Origin of the sequence: Hymenobacter montanus (assembly GCF_014699115.1) — a bacterium.
Classification (GTDB): domain Bacteria; phylum Bacteroidota; class Bacteroidia; order Cytophagales; family Hymenobacteraceae; genus Hymenobacter; species Hymenobacter montanus.
On sequence record NZ_JACXAD010000009.1, the window covers coordinates 1 to 21,642 of the forward strand.

Genomic DNA, 21,642 nt, shown 5'->3' on the forward strand with positions numbered 1-21,642 from the left:
AAGCCGTAGCCCGGCACGAAGACCCGCGCCGCTTCAAGTTCGTGGACGAAACGGGCCTGCACCTGGCTTTTGCCCGCCGCTACGGCCGCGCCCCGGGCGGGCAACGGGTGGGCCAAGGCGTGCCGTTGCGTGTGGGCACGCCCCTCACGCTCGTTGGGGCGTTGACCGTCAACGGCCTGGAAGCCGTCATGAGCCTGGACGGGGCCCTGAACCGGGACAGCTTCGCCGCTTACCTCGACCAGGTGCTCGGCCCCACGCTCGTGCCCGGTGACGTGGTCGTGCTCGACAACCTGCCTGTGCACAAAGTGGCCGGCATGGCCCAACTCGTCGAGGACCGCGGGGCCCGACTCTTGTTTTTGCCGCCCTATTCGCCCGATTTCGCCCCCATCGAACAAGCGTGGAGCAACCTCAAAACAGCCTTGCGCACGGCCATGGCCCGCACTCGCGACGCCTTGGAGCGCGCCTTGGTTCAAGCCGTGGCTTGGATTACCAGCCAAGATGCGCAAAACTGGTTTGACCACTGCGGCTATCATCTACACCAATTATAAAACTGCTCTAAGAAGCTGTTTACGTTAACTTCTAACGCATGCTTCAGGCATCATTTTACAGCTTGAATGCTCAGTGATGCTAGCAGATGTGGCATTTGCGTAGAATTACAAACCCCTATCTTTCGTTGAAGTACCTGAATTACAGTACAAGCTAACGTAAATAACTTCTAAGGGGAATGGCTGCAAGGGGAAGGAATACCCTGGATCCGCCTCGCAATGACGGCTGAGGCGCAGCACTCCTCCCCTACTCCGGGAGCAGGCGCTTCAGCAGGCGGAGCTTGTGGGAGTAGCGCTGCCGGTCGCGGTTGAAGATGCCGTTGTGATCGAGCGGGTCGAGGCGGACTTCGCCGTGGGCGTGCAGGATCTGGCCTTCGTCCATAACCATGCCCACGTGTACGATGCGGCCCTCGGCGTTATCGAAAAAGGCGAGGTCGCCGGGTTTGGCCTGGGTTACGAAGTGCACGGGGCGGCCGTAGTCGATTTGCTGGTAGGCATCGCGCGGGAGCTGAATGCCCACCAGGCCGTAAAGCTGCTGGCAGAGGCCAGAGCAGTCGAGGCCGAAGATGCTTTTGCCGCCCCACACGTAAGGCGCTCTCAGGTAGAGCAGGGCCGTTTTACGCAGCAGGGCAGCTTGGCGCGCCGGGTCGGGGGCGGCGGTGGGGTTAGTGGCCGTGCCGTTGAAGAAGTACTGCCGGTCGCCGACACGCAGGTTCAGACCATCGAAAAACGGCAGCCGGCAGCCCAGCGTGAGTGGAACTTTGGTCGTGGCGTCGCTCACGGCCTGCACCACGTCGAGGGTGCGGGGGTGGTCTTGGGCGCACCAGGCGGCGTAATAATCGGGCGAAACCGGCGTGTGCTGCTTAAAATCAATCCAGCCCACGTAGTCGTCGGCCGCGAGCCGCACCTGCAGCCAGCTGTCCTGCGTGAGCAGCACCTGGTAGCACTCGCCAAAAAGGAGTTGGGTAACTAATTCGGCCCGGTCGCTGGGCTCGGCGCGGACGGGGACGGCGCTCAAGGCGCAGATGCCGGGGTTCAAAATAATGTGGAAATGAAGGTGGTGTGAAAATGTGATGAATGTGAAAATGTGATGAATGTGAAAATGAAACATCAGCTCATGCTTCCACCATTACAAAGATGCTACCCTTGCCCAAAGTGGTTCTCCCTACCTGCATTTTCACATCTTCACATCTCCCACATTCATCACATTCTTTCCATGTCGCGCTTCTGGGCTTTTTCCTTGAGGTCGTTGCGCTTGTCAAACAGCTTCTTGCCCTGGGCCAGGGCGATTTCAATTTTGGCGAAGCCGCGGTCAGTTACGAACAGGCGCAAGGGAATGATGGTCAGGCCCTGGTCGACACTTTTGCCGGCCAGCTGCTTGAGCTCGCGCTTGTTGAGCAGCAGCTTCCGCTCGCGCATGGCGTCGTGGTTGTTGTAAGTACCCAGCGAGTAGGGCGCGATGCGGATGGAATGGATCCAGAGGCTGCCGTCGGTGTGAAACAGGCAGTAGCCGTCGGTAAGGTTCACGTTGCCTTCGCGGATGCTCTTGATTTCGGTACCCTGGAGCATGACTCCCGCGTTGTATTTGGCCAGGAAGGTGTATTCGTGGCTGGCGCGGCGGTTTTTGATGTTGATGATGGCGGGTTTATCGTCTTTAGCCATGCGAATGATGCGGTTCAGAAGGTTGCGGGGGCGTCGCTTGTAACGCCGAAAAGCGGGCTGCCAGCCGGGCCCGGTGCACGATGCGTTGGCCGGTGTGGCCCGTGGCTACGAGGCGGCTGCCCACTCGGGCTTCTACGGCGCAGCGCAGCGCCGGGCCGTCGAGGGCCTCAAAGGTAGCCGTCAGCACGACGGTTTCGCCCGCAAAGGCCGGGGCGTGATGCTGAATGGACAGTTCGGTGCCGATGCCTTCCTCATCCGCGTCTTTCATTTCCAGCACAAAAAGACGAGCCGCCCACTCCATTTCGCGGCCCAGAGCAAAAGTGCTGAGCACTTGGTGCACCAGTCCGCCCGTGGCGGGGCCAAAATCAGCGAAGTCCTGGGAGCGAACGAGGTAGTGGTGGGTTTTAGTGGCCCCGGGGCCGAAGGGGTTGGTCATGGGGTAAGGGGAACGAAGCCTTGGCGTCGCGTATTGGGGCAGAGCCAGGGGTATAATTTAGCGCTAGGTAACGGTAGTTCATTATTCAGAGGTGGCCATTCAGCAAACACTGCGGTGGCCTAGCTCGGTATTATATAGCGGTTTTCGCATCGGGAAAAAGAATTAAAAATTAAAAATGAAGGATTAAAAATTGACCAACCCATTTTTTAATCCTTCATTTTTAATTTTTAATTCCTACAAAAACGGCACACTAACCTGAAATCCGCTCTAGAGGGCCCGAAACTTGGCGGAACACCACACCGAGTTTTGGAGCCCCACGCCAACGCCCCAGCTTTTTGCCGCAGGCGCTTACGTCAGTTTCAACCTGGGGTCGGGACTGGTGAGCTGGGTGGCAAACTCGCCGGCTTCGTACTGAAAATGCGCGGTCATGGCCACCATAGCGGCGTTATCAGTGCAGAAGGCAAAGTCGGGGATGAACACCTGCCAGCCCTGGGCCGCCGCCTCGGCCTCCAGCGCGGTGCGCAAGCCGGAGTTGGCCGCCACGCCGCCGGCCAGGGCTACTTGCGTCAGGCCGGTAGCGGCGGCAGCGCGCCGGAGCTGGCGCAGCAGAGTGGCGACGATGGTGTGCTGAATGCTGGCACAGAGGTCGGGCAGGTTTTCGGTCACGAAATTGGGGTTGGCCGCGGTTTCTTTTTTCAGGAAGTACAGCACCGAGGTTTTCAGGCCACTGAAGGAGAAGTCGTAGCCCGACATAGCGCCAATCGGGAAGGCAAACCGCAGGGGGTTGCCCTGACGGGCCAGCTTGTCGAGGTGAGGCCCACCAGGGTACGGCAGGCCGAGCAGCTTCGACGTTTTGTCGAAGGCTTCCCCGGCGGCGTCGTCGATGGTCTGCCCTATGACGTCCATTTCCAGGGCTGATTTCACCACCACCAGCTGGGTATGCCCACCGCTTACTGTGAGACAGAGAAAGGGAAAGTCGGGCTTGGGGTCGCGCAGGAAGTGGGCCAGGATGTGCGCCCGCATGTGGTTCACGGCCAGCAGCGGCTTGTTGAGGGCCAGGGCCAGGGTTTTGGCGAACATGCCGCCCACCAGCAAAGAGCCGAGCAGGCCCGGGCCCTGGGTGACGGCCACGGCGTCGAGGTCGTTTTTGGTGATGCCCGCCTCCCGCAGGGCCGCCGTCACGACGGGCAGCAGGTGCTGCTGGTGGGCGCGCGAGGCCAACTCGGGCACCACGCCGCCATACTGCTCGTGTACTTTTTGGGTGGCCACGACGTTGCTTAGCAGCTGGCCGCCGGCTAATACGGCCGCGCCGGTGTCGTCGCAGGAAGATTCAATGGCAAGGATAATGGGATGGGCGGGCATGGACGCTAGCGCAAAGCCTGGCGGGCTTCACCGGTTAAAATTCTGATAAAGAAGCGCAAGCCCACGGAGCCCGCCAAGGAGCCCTGCGGATTGCTTTTCGGAGCTTACAAAGGTAGCAGCACAGGTTAGTGGGCGGAACGAGCGAGTTGCAACGCGGCCCGGCCTCGTCCGCTCCGTTGGCCTGATCCTTGACGGGCGCGCTAGAGGCTGGTCGGAAACGGCTAAAAAGCGCAACTTTGCGTATTAATCCACATTTTCCGTTTTTTTCTCCTCCCGGTGCGTCGTTTCTTCTCTACTCTGCTAAAAATACTGCTCAGCCTCGCGCTGGTAGTAGTATTGGCCGTGGTGGGAGCTATGATTGCGCTGCGAGTACCCCGGGTGCAAACGCAGCTGGCGCACCAGGTGGCAGATATGCTGACGCAGCGGCTCGGCCAACGGGTGGTGATTGAGCGGGTGGACGTGCGGCCCTTCTCCCGGGTGCTGCTGGACGGGGTGCGCGTGCAGGACCAGCGCGGGGGCGAGTTGTTCGGCATTGGGCAAGCCGATGCCGACATTTCGTTGTTCTCGGTGCTGGATCCCCGGCACCTGCACATCAGCCGGCTGACGCTGAACGAGCCCCGGTTTGTGTTGAAGAATCTGCCCGGCCAGCCCGACACCACGACGTTCAGCCAATTTATGGCCGCGGTGAAGCGGCTGGTGGGCCCCTCCACGGACACCACCCGAAAAGCCCCGTTTGATTTCCAGATTGGGGGCATTGCGCTGCGCAACGGCCACTTTGCCATCGAGAAGGCCGACCGACCGCACTCCCCCACTTACGGCCGAAGCATCGATTACGACCACCTGGTGGTGGACAGCATCTACGCCGACGTTTCGAATATCCACCTGGGCGACACGCTGGGCTTACGCATCAGTCACTTGCACGCGGTGGAAACGCCCTCGCAAACGCAGCTGCGCGAAATCACGGCCGACATGCGCTACCATCCGCATTTCTGGGAGTTCAAGAACCTGAGCCTGCGGGTGGGACGCAGTCAAATCAAAGACTACCTACGGTTTGAGTACCGGGTGTTCAGCAACTTCACCGACTACAACGACTCGATGAAGACCATCGCGCACCTGCGCGGCTCGCAAGTCTTCACCGACGACATTGCCAAATTTGCCCCGCAGCTGGCCACTATGCACGAGTCCGTGATTATTTCCGGCGAGGCCTCGGGCTACGTGCGCGACTTCAAGGTGAACAACCTCGACGTGCGCTACGGCCGGGGCACCCACATTGTCGCCAAGCGCGCCCACGCCGACAACCTGCCTAACTACCGGGAGAGCTTTGTGGACCTGCGCCTGCTGCCCTCAGTGGTGCTGGCCAGTGACTTGGCCCGCTGGCTGCCCGCCTCGGCCAACCGGGTGGTGCAGCGCCTGGGCACCGTGAAGCTGCAGGGCCAGGTGTTGGGCTTTTACAACGACTTCGTGGCCAATGCCTCTTTCGACACCGCCCTGGGCTTTGTCGCCACGGACATGAACCTTAAAACCAAAACCGACCTCACCCACGCGGTATACGAGGGCACGGTACGGGCCACGGCTTTTGAGCTGGGCAAGTTCCTGGGCGACGAAAGCGTGATTCGGGATGTAACCCTGAACGGACACGTGGCCGGCATGGGCTTTTTACCGCCATTTGCACGGGGCCAGACCACCGTTACGGTACCGAGCATCTGGCTGAATGGCTACCGCTACCGCAACATCGCCCTCAACGGTGACTTTCACCAGCAAGCCTTCAACGGCCACTTCAGCGTGGACGACCCCTTGGTGCGCCTCGTGGGCGACGGCCACGTCGACCTGGACCGGGAGCACCAGGACGTAGACATCAAGGCCAAAATCGATAAGGCGGACTTGCGCGCGCTGGGCCTCACCCGACAGCCCCTGACCGTGGCCACGACGGCCACTATGAAGTTTAAAGGCGTGCAGCTCGACTCGCTCATTGGCTACGCCCGCCTGCGCAACTCGCGCTTCCGCCTGGGTGGCCGTCAGTTACTCCTCGACACGCTCGATCTGTTGAGTACCCGCAACAGCCGCAACCAGCGCCGCGTCACCCTGCGTTCGGAAGCCGTGGATGCAAGCATGGCGGGTACGTTCAACACCTCCGATGTAGTGCGCGACGTGCAAACGCTCATCACCGAGTATCGGCTCAATTTTGAAAGCAACGCCGCCGCGACGGCCGACTACTACCGGCGCAAGCACCAACGGGCCCTGCCGGTTTACCAGCTCGATTTGTTGGTGAACCTAAAGCGCCCGAACCCCCTGATCGCGCTGTTTCTGCCCGAGCTGCAGGTGGCAAATGGCAGCCGCATCGATGGTTCGTTTCGCAACGGCGAGACGTCGATTTTTCAGTTCGGGGGCCACCTCGACAGCCTGCGCTACGGCCCAGTGCAGATGGTAAATACCAACTTCGACTTCCTGACGTCCAAGCTACCGTACCAGTCCGACGTGCTGGCCCAGGCCAGCGTCACCAGCGACCGGCAGGTGCTGCCCACGGTGGGGCGCACCGAAAAGTTTGTCGTCGAAGGTGTGTGGGACCAACAGCGCATCAATTTCTCGACCTCGCTGGCGCAGAGCGGCAGTACTAACAGGGCCGCGATCAACGGCTCCCTGGGCTTCTTGCCGGGGACCATTGAGGTGGTATTTCGCCAATCGGGCCTGCACCTGCTCGACGAAGACTGGACCATCGCGGCTGATAACTCGGTGCGGATTTCCGACTTGGGGCGCGAGTTCGATATCAGGAACCTGACGTTCAGCAACGGCGCGCAGTTCGTGGGCGCGCAGGGTTTTATCTCGCCCGACGCCAGCAAGCCACCCCTGCAATTGGTCGTGAAGGACTTCGAGCTAAACACACTTAACGCCCTGACCGGGCAACGCCTGGGGGGCCGCGTAAATGCCCAGAGTACGGTGAGTGGGGTGTACGGCCCCCTGAGCATCAGCAGCACGCTGGGAGTGGACTCCTTGAGCTACGACGGCACCATTATCGGGCAGGTGGCCGGCAGCGGCAACTGGGACAACACCGCCAACAAGCTGCGGGTGAACCTGGACGTGGCCCGGGCGGGCCAGTCGGTACTGACGGTGGTCGGCGCCTTTGCTCCGCGGGACGCCACCAACCAGCTCGACCTAACGGGCACGCTCAACGACGCGCCCGTGGTGCTGGCCCAGCCGTTTCTGGGTTCTCTGTTCAGGAACCTGGGCGGCACCGGCCGGGGCGAGCTACGGCTGACCGGTTTGTTTAAGTCGCCTAACTTAACTGGCGCCGTGGACGTGAGCGATGGCCGCCTGACGTTCGGCTATCTGGGCACTACGTACACGTTTGCCGACCGCGTGACTTTCATGAGCACCAGCATCGCCTTCCGCAATGTGCGCCTGCGCGATGTATTCGGCAACACCGGCACCGTGGATGGTGTGGTCCAGCACCGCGGCTTCAAGGACATGAGCCTGGACATCGCGGCCAGCTTCCGCAAGCTGCAGGTGCTCAACACTACCCGCCGCGACAACGAGCTGTATTTTGGAACGGCCTACGCCACGGGCACGGCCCGCGTAACCGGCCCGACCGACGACCTGAACATCGTGGTCCGGGCCAGCAGCGAGGCCGGTACGCGCCTCTCGCTGCCGCTCGACAACGCCGCCCGCGCCCAAAAAGCCGGCTACATCAAGTTCGTGAACAACAACCCGGTGGGCGATACCATCATCACCAAAAAGGCCGTGGCGGTATCGGCACAGGACAAAATCGACTTGTCGGGCCTCAAGCTCGACATGAACCTGACGGTTACGCCCGACGCTTACCTGGAGATTCTGCTCGACGAGAGCACGGGCGACGTGATTCGCGGCTCGGCGGCCGGGCAGTTGCGCATGGCCATCGACACCCGGGGCGAGTTCAACATGTTCGGCCAGGTGGAAATCGTGCGCGGCGCCTACAACTTCACCTTGCAGGGCTTGGTGAACAAGGAATTCGTGGTGCGCCCCGGCGGCCTCATCTCCTGGAACGGCGACCCGCTGGCCGGCGAGATGAACGTAACGGCCACCTACACCCAGCGCACCTCGCTGGCGCCGGTCCTGGGCACGGCCAGCAACGGCAGCGCGGCGGTGGTGCCCGTCACGGCCGTCATGACCTTGACCGGGCCGCTGCTGCTGCCGGCCATCCGGCTGGGGCTGGAGTTCAACGACGCGCCGGGCACGCTGCAGGGCGATTTGGCGGCCTTCACCGCCTCGCTGCGCAACGACGAGCAGGAGCTGAACCGGCAGGTGTTCAGCTTGCTGGTGTTCAAACAGCTTTCGCCGCAGGGCTCGTTTGGCAGCACCATCTCCCTGCGCGGCCAGGACAACACGGTGCAAAACAGCCTGGGCCAGATTCTGAGCACGCAGCTAGGCCTGCTCACGTCGCAAATCGACCAAAACCTGGAAATCGACTTCAACATCAACGGCCTCAACGCCCAGCAGCTGCAAGCCTTGCAAGTGCGTCTGAGCTACTCCTTTCTCAACGGCCGCCTGCGCGTAACCCGCGAAGGGGGCTTCACCAGCAACGCTAACCTGGTAAATGCCGGCAACGGCTTGCCGGGTGGGGGCAACACGGCCGGCCAAGCCTCGCTGCTGGGCGACCTCAGCCTCGAATACTACCTGCGGCCCGATGGGAAGTTCCGCGCCAAGTTGCGCTACGAAACCACCCCGCGCGACCTGGAAACCATCAACCAGCCCCGCGCCGGCTTGTCGTTGCTTCACACCGAGCAGTTTAATACGTTCGGAGAGCTCTTCAGACGCAAAAATCCTAAGCGTAAGGAACGCAACACCGAAAAAGCCCGTCAAAGCAAGGAAGTGCTGAACGTGGACGAGGACCCGCGCACAACCCTGTGAGGGTGCGGAACGACAAGCTTCCTTACCAGCCAAAGGTTAGCGCAGCTAACTGCTAAGCCAAACGGGACTGATTAGATGTATAACCCCACCATATAGTGGTGTAGTTTTTACTACTGAACTTCGCCAGCCCTTATGGGACAAGTGCTTCACAGCAGTACCCGGACAACTCCGGCAGTACGGCGCCTTATCCAGCAACGTCCGGAAAGCTTACAGCGCTTAGCCACCCGGCACGGGGTCAACCCCAAAACGGTGGCCAAATGGCGTAACTGCGCCACCACAGCTGATGAAGGCCAAGATTGGTTTTTGGACACTGCTGGGAATCCGTGTGGATATAAGTATATTATTGGTAAGTGGCTTGTCTATTGTTTTTCCGCTATTAATAGTTGCTTTTGACTGCCACTCTCTTTTCTCGTTCTCATGAAGCCTACCCGTCCAGCCACTGATAACCAGCACAAGCTCGTTCGACTCGTCGTAGCCTTACTGGACTGGTTGGCGATAAAATTGACTAATTCCCCATTAGCTGCAAGAAAAGTAGGGTAAAGCGCGCAACGTTTACACTTGCTAGCCGGTCAAGCTGGGAAACCACTTCATTTCTCGCTTGCCAATGCCAATGTTACCTCCTCAGCCCACTTCTCGCGCGGATAAGTGGTCTATTGCCTTAGCGTTTAGTCGCCTAACGGGGCTCTACAACACTACGGAGATTAGCTCGGGTACCATTGCATCTGACAATCCTATTCACCAACGGTTGCTGTTTCCTTATCAGCAAGTGGCGAGCTGTATTGCCGGCAGTGTCCTTGAATTGGGATGCGGCTGGGGGCGCGGCTTAGCACTACTGCTGCCGAAGGCGAGCCACTACACTGGTATTGATAAAAACCAGCAGTTAATTAGTATACTACGGGCTAACCATCACCAGGCCAATTTTGTAGCTGCCTCTATTCCCTCGCTTCAGTTTCTGGAAGATAATACGTTTGATCAGGTTATTTCCTTCCAGGTAATTGAGCACATTCAGGACGATGACTCCTTTGTAAAGGAAGCTTACCGCGTGCTAAAGCCGGGTGGACAGTTGTTCCTAACAACCATCAATAAGAACTTTTCACTAACTCGCAATCCTTGGCACGTTCGGGAGTACTGCGCCGACAGCCTGGCCATGCTGCTAGGCAAACACTTTTCCACCATTAAGCGGCAAGGCATCCAGGGCAATAGTCGGGTACAAACTTATAATTGGCACCATGCGGAGGCCGTGCGAAAAATCACCCGCTTCGATGTGCTTAATCTTCAATACCGCTTGCCCCCCTGGCTACTTCGGTTGCCTTATGAACTGCTAAATCGCTACAATCGCAATCGTTTGGTAGCTAGCACACAGGCGGCGCTGGAAATTAGCTGCGCTGATTTCTCTGTTAGTGAAGACCCTGACAAGAGTTCAGATTTATTTTACGTGGCGACGAAGTAGCGCTACAGGAGCATTGTTAAACAAATAGGGGAAACCTCCGACTCAGGAGCTAAGCAGCTCAACCGATGCTGATAAGGCACAAATACGCCGTAAGAGTGGCCTTGGTTAAAAGTTTGGTCCGAACGCCGCATTTAGCAGCTGCTAAACTCGAAGTGCATACCGGGAGCCATACAGTAGCGCTTTTGACTATATGTATAGTCCCAAGGTGGGTTAGGTCTCGGGTAAAGCTAGTGGGGTTCTGTTGCCGTTGCGCACAGATAAATTTTGGGACTATACAAATATTTACCCCGTGACAACCCAGCGCCACGTAGCGGTGGCAGAGCAACCGGACGAATCTGTCACCGCTACGCGGCTTTATCCCCGTTCCGGCTGCCCATGCTACTAACCTGCCGCCGCTACGTGGCTAGTCTGCAACTCTTGAGTTAGCTACGCGGAACTTCAGCTGAAGGCGGGTAGTAGTGGTTATTTTCCCCGCTATCTCGTTACTTCAGTAGCCAAAAACTACCTTTGCCTGCATATGGCTACCTCCACCGCTTCTCCTACCCGCAAGAAAAAGCTTGGCTCCTACCCTACTTTGCTCGTGGTGTTCAGCATTACGCTGGCCTTGGTGGTCATTGGCTTGTTTGGCTTGTTGCTGATTCACGCGCAAAAACTCTCGGAGATGGTACGCGAGAACCTGGAAGTGCAAGTGTACCTCGAACGCGACTTGCCCGAGACGGAGCTGCTACGCCTGCAGCAAGACCTCGGCCAACTGCCCTACGTGGCCGAGCGCGGGGGCAAGCCCCTGATTCGGTTCGTGAGCAAGGAGGAAGGAGCCCGCCAGCTGCTGCAAACCACGGGCGAAGACTTCCGGCAGTTCCTCGGCGACAACCCGCTACGCGACGCCTACGTGCTCAAAATCAAGCCTGAATTTACCGATACCCTGCACCTGCACCAGTTGGAGCGGAGCGTTTCGAGCCAGCGCGGGGTGTTTGAGATGCAGTACCCGCAAGACCTGTTCGCCAGCATCAACCACAACCTGACCCGGGTGAGCCTCGTGCTGCTGGGCTTCGCGGCGGTGCTGGTGCTGGTCGTGGTCATCCTGATTAATAATACGATTAAGCTGGCGCTGTTCTCGCAACGCTTTCTCATTCGGTCGATGCAACTGGTCGGCGCGACGCGGTTCTTTATTCAGCAGCCGTTTTTGCGGCGGGCCACCTGGCAGGGGTTGGCCAGCGGGGTACTCGCCGCCCTGCTGCTGCTGACCCTGATCCAGTACGCCTACTTCCAGGTCGAGCCCCTGCGCCTGCTGCGCGACGACCTGCGGCTGGGTCTGGTGTTGCTGGGCGTGGTGATTCTGGGGATGGTCATCGGCTTTTTCAGCTCGGCCCGGGCCGTACACAAATACCTGCAAATGTCGCTCGACGACCTGTACTAATCACTTAACCAGCCTTCCTTCCCGTCCTTCATCCCCCTGATGAGAGGCTCGCCCTTCTGCTCAGCGGGCCGTCGCCCGACGCTGGAGGGGTCTTCACTGCTAAATCCGCCTTGTTATAATGAATCCTACGCCTCACTTCGCTTTCGGCCCTCGCAATTACCGCCTGATGTGGCTGGGCCTGGCCGTCCTCGCCGCCGGCTTCATCACCATGATGTTCGGCGACAAAGACAACTACGGCGAAGATTTTATCGGCATCACCCTGGGCCCGCTGCTGCTGTTTATCGGGTTTGGAATCGAATTCGCCGCCATTATGGTCCGCGACAAAACCCTGGCCCCGCAAGCCCCCGCCGCCCCGGCCGGGGCCAGCCTGACTTCGGCGGGCGCGACGCCGCCGGCCACCCCGCCCGCGACGCCCGCTTACAAGCGCCCGTAAGCGTGGGCGCGGTTGGCACCGTTGGCAGCCGCTCCCCGATACCTGTCCAATAGATAACTGCTAATGACTTACTGGCACGCGCTGCTCCTGGCCATCGTGGAGGGCATCACCGAGTTTTTACCCGTGTCCAGCACCGGGCACATGATCATTGCTTCGGCCCTGCTGGGCGTTACCCCCACGCCGTTCTTTAAGCTGTACCTGGTCATCATTCAGCTGGGGGCGATTCTTTCGGTATTTGCGGTGTACTGGCGGCGCTTTTTTCAGAGCATCGACTTTTATCTGAAGCTGCTGGCGGCCTTTTTGCCCATCATTATCGTGGGCCTGCTGCTGAAAAAGCACATCGATGCCCTACTCGAATCGGTGACGACCGTGGCCCTGATGCTGCTGCTCGGGGGCATCGTGCTGCTGTTCATCGACCGCTGGTTTCCGCAGGAAGAGCCTAACCGGGGGGGGCACCCGGTCACGAACCCGGGCTGGAAAGAAGCCTTCGTCATTGGCCTGTTCCAGTGCCTGGCGGTGGTGCCGGGGGTAAGCCGCTCGGCGGCGACCATCATTGGCGGCCTCACCCAGAAGCTCACGCGCCAAGCAGCGGCCGAGTTTGCGTTCTTCCTGGCGATGCCCACCATGGCCGCCGCCGCCGTGAAGGACCTGTACGACTATTACAAGGATGCCCGAGCCCAGGGGGCCGACCTGGGGCACCTGTTCACGGCTGAGCAGGTGAAGCAGCTGGTGCTGGGCAACGTGGTGGCCTTCGTGGTGGCCCTGCTGGCCATCCGGCTGTTCGTCGGCTTCGTGGCCAAATATGGCTTTCGCGCGTTTGGCATTTATCGCATCATCGCGGGCGGGCTGCTATTGCTGCTCATCGGCCTGCATATGAACCTGCAACTGCTATGAGTACGAAAAGCTTAGCGGATTTCGACTTTGAGGCGGGCGAAGTCCTGCTGCTCGACAAGCCCCTGACCTGGACCTCGTTCGATGTGGTCCGCAAGGTGAAAAACGCCTTACGCATCCGGAAAATCGGCCACGCCGGTACGCTCGACCCCTTAGCCACCGGCCTGCTCATCCTCTGCACCGGCAAGAAAACCAAGCAAATCGACCAGATCCAGGCTCAGGAGAAGGAATACACGGGCACCTTCCGCCTGGGCGAAACCACCCCGAGCTTCGACCTGGAAACCGCCGTGGACCTGGTCCGGCCCTACGCCCATCTCACGACGGAGCAACTGACGGCCGCCGTTGGGCAGCTCACCGGCACCATTCAGCAAACCCCACCCCTGTTCTCGGCCGTGAAAATCGAGGGCCAGCGGGCCTACGAAATTGCTCGCCAGGGGCTGGCCGCGGAAATCAAAGCTAAAACCGTGGAAATAAAAGCGTTCGAGCTCACCCGCATCGCGCTGCCCGAGGTAGATTTCCGCATCGTGTGCTCCAAGGGCACCTACATCCGCAGCCTGGCGCGCGACCTGGGGGAGGCCCTGGGCTGCGGCGCTCACCTTACCCAGCTGGTGCGTACCCGCATCGGCGAGTTTCGGGTAGCAGATGCGTTTTCGCTGGCGGCCATTGAGGCGCTACGTCCGCCGCGTCCGGAAGGTGCCGCGCCCCGCCCCGAACGGTCCCGGCCGGCCCCAAACCGGGCCGGGCTGCAATACTACGCGGCGCGGCAGGCCGACACCCTGGCCGCCCCGCACCAGCAGGACCCTCGCCCCGACCCGATGGCCCCGCCGCCCGGCCCAGGCGACCAGTAGCTCGCGGTACCTTTAGCCGGGGCGAATACTCCGCTCGGGCCCGACAATTGCCGGCTCGCCGCCCCGGCGCGCAATTCAGGGATGCGGCCGTTACCTTCGTGGTGCTTCTCTTCTATTCATTCGCTTCTCCGGCGCCCCATGCACGTCATCCGCGACCCGGCCCAGTTTCCTTTTCTCGCCAACGCCGTCGTCACCAGCGGCACGTTTGATGGCGTCCACGTCGGGCACCAGCGCATTTTGGCGCGGCTACGCGAAGTGGCGCAAGCCCGGGGCGGGCCCTCGGTGGTTATCACCTACTGGCCCCACCCGCGCCTGGTGCTGGGCCCGCCTCTCTCCCACCCCGAGCTGCTGGCGCTCCAGCTGCTCAATACCCTGGAGGAACGCATTGCCAAGCTCGCTAAATTTGGCGTTGACTACCTGCTGATTGTGCCGTTTACCCGCGAGTTCGCGCAGTGGACTTCGGAGGAGTACATTCAACAGCTGCTGCTGAAAACCGTTGGGGCCAAGCAGTTGGTTATCGGCTACGACCACCGCTTTGGCAAAAACCGGGAAGGCGGCTTCGACTACCTCACCCAGCACGCCGACCGCTACGGGCTGACCGTCGAAGAAATACCGCGCGAAGACGTGGACGCCGTGGGCGTGAGCAGCACCCGCATTCGTCAGGCCCTGCGCCAGGGCGACATCGCCACGGCCAACCGCTACCTGGGCTACCAGTATCCGCTCAGTGGCGTGGTGGTGCCCGGGCAGCAGCTGGGCCGCACCATCGGCTACCCCACGGCCAACCTCGCCCCGGCCGAGCCGCTGAAGCTGGTACCCGCGCGGGGCATCTACGCGGTGTGGGCCACCACGGCGGCGGGCACCCGGCACCCGGCCATGCTCAGCATTGGGGTGCGACCGACCATTGGCGACGACCTGGCGCAAACCATTGAGGTTAATCTGCTGGACTTCAGCGGTGATTTATACAACCAAGTGCTGACCCTAGAGTTCGTGGCCTGGCTGCGGGCCGAGGAAAAATACGACGGACTGGAAGCCCTGACGGCTCAGCTGGCGCGGGATGCGGAAGCCACGCGGGCCGCCCTGGCATAACCCTTTTTTTGTTTCACCTAGCCGAAAACGCAGTAATAGCCGCCGAGCAGGCGGCCCGCCGTGCGCGACGGGCACAGACGAAGCAGCCCCGGTGCATCGTTAGCCCCGGCAGTAAGCGCTTCAGCTCAAAGGATACCCCGGATACCTCTCGCTGGTATGCCACCCGCCTGCTGGCCGGGCCCGGCTGCAAGAGTACTAAGCAGCTTATCTTTCAATAGTTTATTTGCAATGAATTACTTACGTTTATTTCTGCTAGGCTGCTGCTGGTTAGGGGCTTTGGGGATGGCCCGGGCTCAGGGGAAACTCAGTGGGGTGGTGCAGGATTCGGTCACGCACGAGCCGCTGGCGTTCGCCAGCGTGTTTCTGGCCAACACCACGCTGGGCGTTACCACCACCGAGCAGGGTCGGTTTGAATTTTCCAAGGTGCCGGCCGGCACCTACGAGGTAGTGGGCTCCTACGTGGGCTACCGCCTGGGCAAGCAGTCTGTCACGGTAGGCCCGGCCCCCCAGCAGGTAACGCTGCAACTGGCCCCGACGGGCAACCAGTTGGATGAAGTGGTGGTGCAACCGGCTCCTAACAAGCCCGAGGACTACCAGAGATTTTCCGAGATCTTTCTGGGGGGCACCAGCTTCTCGGCGCAGTGCCACATCAGTAACCCCGACCAGGTGCGGGTGTCGTACGACGAATCGACCGGGGAGCTGACGGCCCAGGCCAAGGAGTTTGTGCAGGTCGACAACGAGGCCCTGGGCTACCGCCTCAAGTACTACGGGCTATACTTTTCCTACGACGAGGAAGACCAGTCTATTGCCTACTACGGCCAGCCGGTGTTCGAAGAAATGCCCGCGCGCGACGAGCGGCAGCGGCAGCAGTGGGCAGCCAACCGCCTCACGGCGTATACCGGCTCATTTATGCACTTCCTGCGCAGCGTGTACCATAACCGCCTCCAGGCCGATGGCTTCCTGGCCCAGCAGGTGCGCGTGGCCGCCAACCCCCGCTTCGAGCAGGCCGACAGCCAGCGCCGCGCTTTACTGGAGAGCCGGCCCAATGGGCCATTCACGGCGGCCGAGCGGGACTCGCTGACGCGGTGGGGCCGCATGGCCCCGATGGTGGCCACGCTCAACTCCGCCCCCCGTCCCATCGACAGCCTGCGCCGGGTGTCGCCCGACGGGAAGCACACTTATTTACGCTTTACCGGGGAGCTGCAGGTGTGCCACTTCGGCGAGGCTCCCGACCCCCGCTACCAACGGCCGATGTCTACGCTCGGCGCCTCGCGCACGCCCTACCCCGCCAAGCGGCAGGTGTCGCGGCTCAAGCTGCAAGGCTCCGAAGCGGAGATCCAAGCTAACGGGTCGCTGCTGAACCCGCTGGAGGCATTCAACGGCGAATACTGGGGCTTTGAGCGCATCGGCGAATTTTTACCATTCGATTACGTCCCGCCGGCTCCGGCTCCGGCCGCCCCGACCAAGCCGCGGTAGCCCACCCCATTTTGCTTCCGCTTTGCTGGTTGGGCTAGGGGCGTCGCTTGGCTGCCTGGTAGCTTCTGCAGCAGCCTCCCGATTGCGGCGGGAGTGGTGTCAGCCAAGTGTTGATTCAATGGCTAACCTAAAGCGACGGCCAAGCCCGCGCGCTGATGTAATTTTCGACCCCAACGCTGGCTCGATGCCGCCCAAACCCCACCCATGATCGATAAAACCGTTCCCAACGCCCAGGAAGCCCTCCAAGGTATCGCCGACGGCATGACCCTGATGCTCGGCGGCTTCGGCCTCTGCGGCATCCCCGAAAATTCCATTCAGGAGCTGCTGCGCCTCGGCGTGAAGAACCTGACCTGCATCTCTAACAACGCGGGCGTCGACGACTTCGGCATCGGCCGGCTGCTGCAAACCAAGCAGGTCAGGAAGATGATTGCCAGCTACGTGGGCGAGAACGCCGAGTTTGAGCGGCAGCTGCTGAGCGGCGAGCTCGAGGTAGAGCTGATTCCGCAGGGCACCCTGGCCGAGCGCTGCCGGGCCGGCGGGGCGGGCATCCCGGCGTTTTTCACCCCGGCCGGCTACGGCACGGAGGTCGGCGAAGGCAAGGAAAGCCGCGAGTTCAACGGCAAAATGTACTTGCTCGAGACCGCCCTCATTGCCGACTTCGCCTTGGTGAAGGCCTGGAAGGGCGACACCGCCGGCAACCTGATTTACAAAGGCACCGCCCGCAACTTCAACCCCATGATGGCCACCGCCGGCAAAATCACCGTGGCCGAGGTGGAAGAGCTGGTGCCCGCCGGCGAGCTCGACCCCAACCAGATTCACACGCCGGGCATTTTCGTGCAGCGCATTTACCAGGGCGAGCACTACGAGAAGCGCATCGAGCAGCGCACCGTACGCAGCTGATAAGTTGCCTAATTGCTGTAGTGGCAATAAGGCTAAGGTGCTGATTCAAACTACAGGCCCCTGCTTTACCAGAATTTTGACGGCCATATGAAAAGAACTTCTCTGCTGCTACTGGCGGCCCTGAGCGGCTACGGGGCCTTTGCGCAAGTTGCGGCTCCCGCCGCGAAGCACGCGCGGCCGAGTACCACGGCGACGGTGGCTCCGCGCCCAACCGATGTTTCGCGCCTAGACCAGCTGCTGCGGGAATACACGGCCGATAACCGCGTGCCCGGCGCCATTGCCCTGGTGTTGCGCAACGGCAAGGTGGTTTACCGCAAAGCTTTCGGGGTGGATGACGTAGCAACCCGAACCCCGCTCAAGGCCAATGCCATTATGCGCATCGCCTCGCAGACCAAGGCCGTGACCAGCGTGGGGGTAATGATGCTGTACGAGGAGGGCAAGTTTCAGCTGGACGACCCCATTTCGAAGTACCTGCCAGCATTCGGCAGCCCCCGGGTGCTGGCTACCTTCAACGAGCAGGACTCTACTTACACGGCGGTACCAGCCCGGAGCGAAATCACGATCCGGCAGCTGCTCACGCACACCTCGGGCATCAGCTACGCGGTGATTGGCACCCCGCAGGCCCGGGCGATTTACGCCAAAGCACGCATTCCGAGCGGTATTGGCACCCCGATGGGCAGCCTGGCCAGGTCCATGGATGCGCTGGGGGCCCTGCCGCTGATGCACCAGCCCGGCGAGCAGTTCACCTACGGCCTGAGCGTGGACGTGCTGGGCCGGCTGATTGAGGTGCTGTCGGGCCAGCCCCTGGACCAGTACCTGCAAACCCGGATTTTTGAGCCGCTGGGCATGCGCGACACCTACTTCTACCTGCCCCCCACCAAACGGGCCCGGCTGGCGAAGCTGTACACCGAAAACGCTCGCAAGCAGACCGTGCCCATGCCGCCGCAGGGCGGCATGAGTCCGGACTACCCCCTAGCCCCCGGCACGTACTTTTCGGGCGGCGCGGGCCTGTCGTCGACCATCGACGACTACGCGGCCTTTCTGCAGCTGCTGCTGAACGGCGGCACCTACCACGGCCGCCAATTACTCAAGCCCGCCACGGTGGCCCTGATGACTCAAAACCAGATTGGAGAGCTGAACCAGGGTGGCAACAAGTTTGGCCTGGGCTTCGGCATCACCACAGCGGAAAACGCGGCTCGGCAACCCGGCGGCCTTTCGGAGGGCTCTTACGAGTGGGGCGGCATCTTCGGCACTACGTACTGGGTCGACCCTAAGCAGCAGCTGGTAGCCCTGCTTTACACGCAGAAATACCCCAGCGGCACGGCGGTTGACCTGGCGGCTAAGTTCAAAACGGCCGTGTACCAGGTCCTCGCTCCCCGGCCGGCAACTACCCCAGCACCCTCGGCCGCCCCGATCAGTAAGTAACGTTTCGCTTTCTTAACTTCCCACCCACAAAATCCGCGTAATCCGACTAATCCGTCGAATCCGTGGTTCAGATCTTATGCTTGACAAACACGGCATCGCTAAAAGAATCGCCCAGGAAGTAAAAGACGGCTCCTACGTCAACCTCGGCATTGGCATCCCGACGCTGGTAGCCAACTACATTCCGGCGGGCATCAACGTCGAATTACAGTCCGAAAACGGCCTGCTTGGCATGGGCCCCTTCCCCACCGAAGACCAGGTTGACCCCGACCTCATCAACGCCGGCAAGCAAACGGTGACTACCCTACCCGGCTCCAGCCTGTTCTCCTCAGCCGACTCGTTCGCCATGATTCGCGGCGAGCACGTCGCCCTGACCATCCTCGGGGCCATGGAAGTGTCGGAGCGCGGTGACATCGCCAACTGGAAAATTCCCGGCAAGATGGTGAAGGGCATGGGCGGGGCCATGGACCTGGTAGCCTCGGCCAAAAACATCATCGTGGCCATGCAGCACGTGGCCAAGGACGGATCGAGCAAACTGCTGCCCAACTGCACCCTGCCCATCACGGGGCTGCGCTGCGTGAAGAAGATCGTAACTGAGCTGGCCGTGCTCGACGTCACCCCCGACGGCTTCGTGCTGCGCGAGCGGGCGCCGGGCGTGAGCGTAGCCCAAATTGTGGCCGCCACAGCCGGCCAGCTGGTCGTGCCCGAAGGCGAAGTACCGGAAATGCAGGGCGTGTAGCTTTAGCAGCAGCGCACCGCATCAGCCGCGCTTTTTTGCGTCTGTCTTTCTAGTTGGGGTTCCACGGGTTCTCCAGTGCAGACCCACGGCCCAGTCTTGAGGGCCGAAGGGCTGTTATACAGTCCTTCGGCCCTGGCCACAGCTTCCGGGCAGCTACGCCCAAAACACCTTAACCTTATACATATTGATTAGTCGGCCCCACCTCAGGCTCCTCATCTAGAATTGAGGGGTGAAACCTAGAGGCTAGCTGGCGACATGCACGGCCGTGCCGTCGAGTCGGTCGCGGTACAGGGACTGCAGCAGGAAATCAACCAGGTCGAGCCGGTTCACTTGGCCGGTGCCGGGTGCGGGGCCGTTGGTAACGGTGGTGCGCGTGCGGTAGGCGCCGTCGCGCACGGCGCCGGCCGTGACCCAGAGGTAGCGTAGGTTGCTGGCCTGCAGCAGCGCCTGCACCTGATCGGCGACCGGACCGCCAACCCTGCGGCACCAAGCTTTGAATACCAGCCAACTACGCCAGTTACGACCCGTATGGGTTACAACCAGCCGCGTGAGCCCGACCCGGTGCATGGCGTACACTACGTTACGCAGGCCTGCGAGGTAGCGCCCGGCGGCCCGCGGGTGGCACAGGCTGCCTTCCCAAAAGAACACCACGGCATTCTGGCCGACGTGCAGCGCAGCCAGTTGGTCGCGTTCGAGCAGGTCCCGGACGCCGGAATCGGCAGCCGCGGTAGCCGGCTCGTCCGTCAGGTACGCCGTAACGCTGTAGCCCGCCTGGCCGGCAACCTGGCAGAACAGCCGGGCGGAGGGCAGTTGGGCATTGATTACCAGGATGTGTTGCACGAACTTAGCCACGGCTCAGGGCTCTAGCTGTTGTTCCAGGGCGGCGAAACTTGCGGCCCGTAGAAAACCACGCGCGGCAGTACACGCCTGCGTGATGGTCTAGCAGCCCCCAGCCCAACATGAGCCATCCAGACCAGGTAAGCACCCAGACCAACCAGGTTAGGGTGGTGAAGGCCACATAGCCGGAGGCATGGCTGCGGAAGCCGACGTGGCGAGCGGTTTCCCAACGCGGGGAGGGCAAGGAAGGGGGCATGGTCGTGAGCGGTTAGTGCAAGCACGGGTACACGACAAACCTACTTCCACCCGCAACCCCGGGTCATTCACTTAGGTTACTTTATATCCGCCCGCCCGGGATAATGGGCAACCCGGGCCCGGATGCGGCTCAGGCTTTGGGGCTTGACGCCCAGGTACGAAGCAATGTGATACTGCGGGATGGAGAGGAACAGCTGCGGGTTCTTGGCTAGCAGCTTGCGATAGCGCATCTCCAAGTCGTCGGTCTGGTGCTGCATCAGGCGCTCGGCCGCGCTCAGGTAGGCCCGCTCGGCCATAAGGCGGCCCAGGCGCTCGAACCGGGGGTGCTGGTCGTAGAGCCGCAGGATGTCGGCCTTCGACCATTCGTAGTATTCCGTCTCTACCAAAGCCTCGAAATAGAGCGAACTAGCCTGCTCGGTGAGGAAACTCTGGTAATCGACGGCAAAGTCCTGGGCCGTGAAGAAGAAGTACGTGAAGTCCTCGCCATCGATGATACGGTAAGCCCGCAACAAGCCGGCGGCCACGAACCAGAGGCGGGTGAACGGCGGGCCGGCTATCATCACCTGCTGCTTTTCGTGCGCGGTACGGCGAGTGGCCAGGCTTTCGATGGCCCGCAGCTCCTCCGGGGTGAAGGCGGCAAGCCGTTGCAGAACGTCTCTCATAAGCCGGTAATATAGCGGCCCCTGCTGATAACCGCACAAGCGCATACCTGACAAACTGTATTTAAAGTCAAGTGGTGGTTTGGCTGGGTACCGGATGCCGAATTCAACAAAGGAGCAGACTTGTTTTAAGGAGTTTTTGCGGAAGGTAATAGAAGCCCGATTGCGTCCTTTGGCTTTGACGATGAGCTGCTCGTGGGGGGTTGCCCACGCCGCGTTGGCTTTTGCGGGCTGGCCAACGGCGCACGAACAGCTTGCGGCGGCAACTGCCTTGAACGTAACCTTCCGCGGGACTCAGGTACACCGGCTGGCGGGGGCAAGGGTTCACCCCCGCTTTTAGCCG

General features: G+C 61.0%; 18 protein-coding genes and 1 pseudogene. 13 read left to right on the forward strand and 6 right to left on the reverse strand.

The window, feature by feature from the left end; all coding sequences use genetic code 11:
- On the forward strand, positions 1–548 hold a 548-nt coding region (locus IC235_RS09505; RefSeq protein ID WP_191004945.1), incomplete at its 5' end, for an IS630 family transposase.
- A gap of 244 nt (positions 549–792) precedes the next feature.
- Here IC235_RS09505 and IC235_RS09510 read toward each other — a convergent pair.
- The 4 genes from IC235_RS09510 to tsaD all read right to left on the reverse strand — a co-directional run bounded on the left by IC235_RS09510 (position 793) and on the right by tsaD (position 4,005).
- Positions 793–1,584 carry a C40 family peptidase gene (locus tag IC235_RS09510; RefSeq protein WP_223847179.1) on the reverse strand — a complete coding sequence of 264 codons (792 nt, stop codon included), beginning with the start codon at positions 1,582–1,584 and terminating at the stop codon, positions 793–795.
- A 164-nt stretch (positions 1,585–1,748) separates the two neighbouring features.
- Positions 1,749–2,207 (reverse strand): SsrA-binding protein SmpB, encoded by a 459-nt coding sequence (gene smpB / locus IC235_RS09515; protein ID WP_191004947.1) that lies wholly within the window; start codon positions 2,205–2,207, stop codon positions 1,749–1,751.
- Positions 2,200–2,643, reverse strand: a complete 444-nt coding sequence (locus IC235_RS09520) for a thioesterase family protein (RefSeq protein ID WP_191004948.1) — start codon at positions 2,641–2,643, stop codon at positions 2,200–2,202. The genes smpB and IC235_RS09520 overlap by 8 nt, the downstream gene beginning before the upstream one ends.
- Before the next feature lie 348 nt (positions 2,644–2,991).
- Positions 2,992–4,005, reverse strand: coding sequence for a tRNA (adenosine(37)-N6)-threonylcarbamoyltransferase complex transferase subunit TsaD (gene tsaD, locus IC235_RS09525; RefSeq protein ID WP_191004949.1), 1,014 nt, complete (start codon positions 4,003–4,005; stop codon positions 2,992–2,994).
- Between the two features lie 276 nt (positions 4,006–4,281).
- Between tsaD and IC235_RS22595 the strand changes: the two genes are divergently transcribed.
- The 12 genes and pseudogenes from IC235_RS22595 (at position 4,282) to IC235_RS09580 (ending at position 19,548) form a co-directional block, all read left to right on the forward strand.
- The gene (locus IC235_RS22595) at positions 4,282–8,886 is read left to right on the forward strand and encodes a translocation/assembly module TamB domain-containing protein (RefSeq protein WP_191004950.1); all 4,605 of its coding nucleotides are present in this window, start codon (positions 4,282–4,284) and stop codon (positions 8,884–8,886) included.
- Positions 8,887–9,018: 132 nt separating this feature from the next.
- Positions 9,019–9,171: pseudogene (locus tag IC235_RS22050) on the forward strand (IS481 family transposase); the annotation flags it as partial.
- A 319-nt stretch (positions 9,172–9,490) separates the two neighbouring features.
- Complete coding sequence (locus IC235_RS09535; protein ID WP_223847180.1) at positions 9,491–10,336, forward strand: class I SAM-dependent methyltransferase; 846 nt, start codon at positions 9,491–9,493, stop codon at positions 10,334–10,336.
- 517 nt (positions 10,337–10,853) lie between these two features.
- Positions 10,854–11,753: a cell division protein FtsX gene (locus IC235_RS09540; protein WP_191004951.1), complete on the forward strand. Its 900-nt coding sequence runs from the start codon at positions 10,854–10,856 to the stop codon at positions 11,751–11,753.
- A 118-nt stretch (positions 11,754–11,871) separates the two neighbouring features.
- A complete protein-coding gene (locus IC235_RS09545; protein WP_191004952.1) occupies positions 11,872–12,186 on the forward strand; it encodes a DUF3098 domain-containing protein in 315 nt (104 codons plus the stop codon).
- A gap of 63 nt (positions 12,187–12,249) precedes the next feature.
- Positions 12,250–13,080 (forward strand): undecaprenyl-diphosphate phosphatase, encoded by an 831-nt coding sequence (locus IC235_RS09550; protein ID WP_191004953.1) that lies wholly within the window; start codon positions 12,250–12,252, stop codon positions 13,078–13,080.
- A complete protein-coding gene (truB, locus tag IC235_RS09555) occupies positions 13,077–13,925 on the forward strand; it encodes a tRNA pseudouridine(55) synthase TruB (protein WP_191004954.1) in 849 nt (282 codons plus the stop codon). The genes IC235_RS09550 and truB overlap by 4 nt, the downstream gene beginning before the upstream one ends.
- Positions 13,926–14,063: 138 nt before the next feature.
- Positions 14,064–15,011, forward strand: coding sequence for a bifunctional riboflavin kinase/FAD synthetase (locus IC235_RS09560; RefSeq protein ID WP_191004955.1), 948 nt, complete (start codon positions 14,064–14,066; stop codon positions 15,009–15,011).
- A 228-nt stretch (positions 15,012–15,239) separates the two neighbouring features.
- Positions 15,240–16,487: a carboxypeptidase-like regulatory domain-containing protein gene (locus IC235_RS09565; RefSeq protein ID WP_191004956.1), complete on the forward strand. Its 1,248-nt coding sequence runs from the start codon at positions 15,240–15,242 to the stop codon at positions 16,485–16,487.
- A gap of 204 nt (positions 16,488–16,691) precedes the next feature.
- Positions 16,692–17,387 carry a CoA transferase subunit A gene (locus IC235_RS09570; RefSeq protein ID WP_191004957.1) on the forward strand — a complete coding sequence of 232 codons (696 nt, stop codon included), beginning with the start codon at positions 16,692–16,694 and terminating at the stop codon, positions 17,385–17,387.
- Positions 17,388–17,474: 87 nt separating this feature from the next.
- Entirely contained in the window at positions 17,475–18,812 is a 1,338-nt protein-coding gene (locus IC235_RS09575; protein ID WP_191004958.1) for a serine hydrolase domain-containing protein, read from the forward strand.
- 76 nt (positions 18,813–18,888) lie between these two features.
- Positions 18,889–19,548, forward strand: a complete 660-nt coding sequence (locus IC235_RS09580) for a 3-oxoacid CoA-transferase subunit B (protein WP_191004959.1) — start codon at positions 18,889–18,891, stop codon at positions 19,546–19,548.
- Positions 19,549–19,791: 243 nt separating this feature from the next.
- Here IC235_RS09580 and IC235_RS09585 read toward each other — a convergent pair whose 3' ends face one another.
- Both IC235_RS09585 and IC235_RS09590 read right to left on the reverse strand, forming a co-directional pair.
- Complete coding sequence (locus IC235_RS09585) at positions 19,792–20,400, reverse strand: NAD(P)H-binding protein (RefSeq protein WP_191004960.1); 609 nt, start codon at positions 20,398–20,400, stop codon at positions 19,792–19,794.
- Between the two features lie 317 nt (positions 20,401–20,717).
- Entirely contained in the window at positions 20,718–21,302 is a 585-nt protein-coding gene (locus IC235_RS09590) for a Crp/Fnr family transcriptional regulator (protein ID WP_191004961.1), read from the reverse strand.
- Positions 21,303–21,642: the final 340 nt, after the last annotated feature.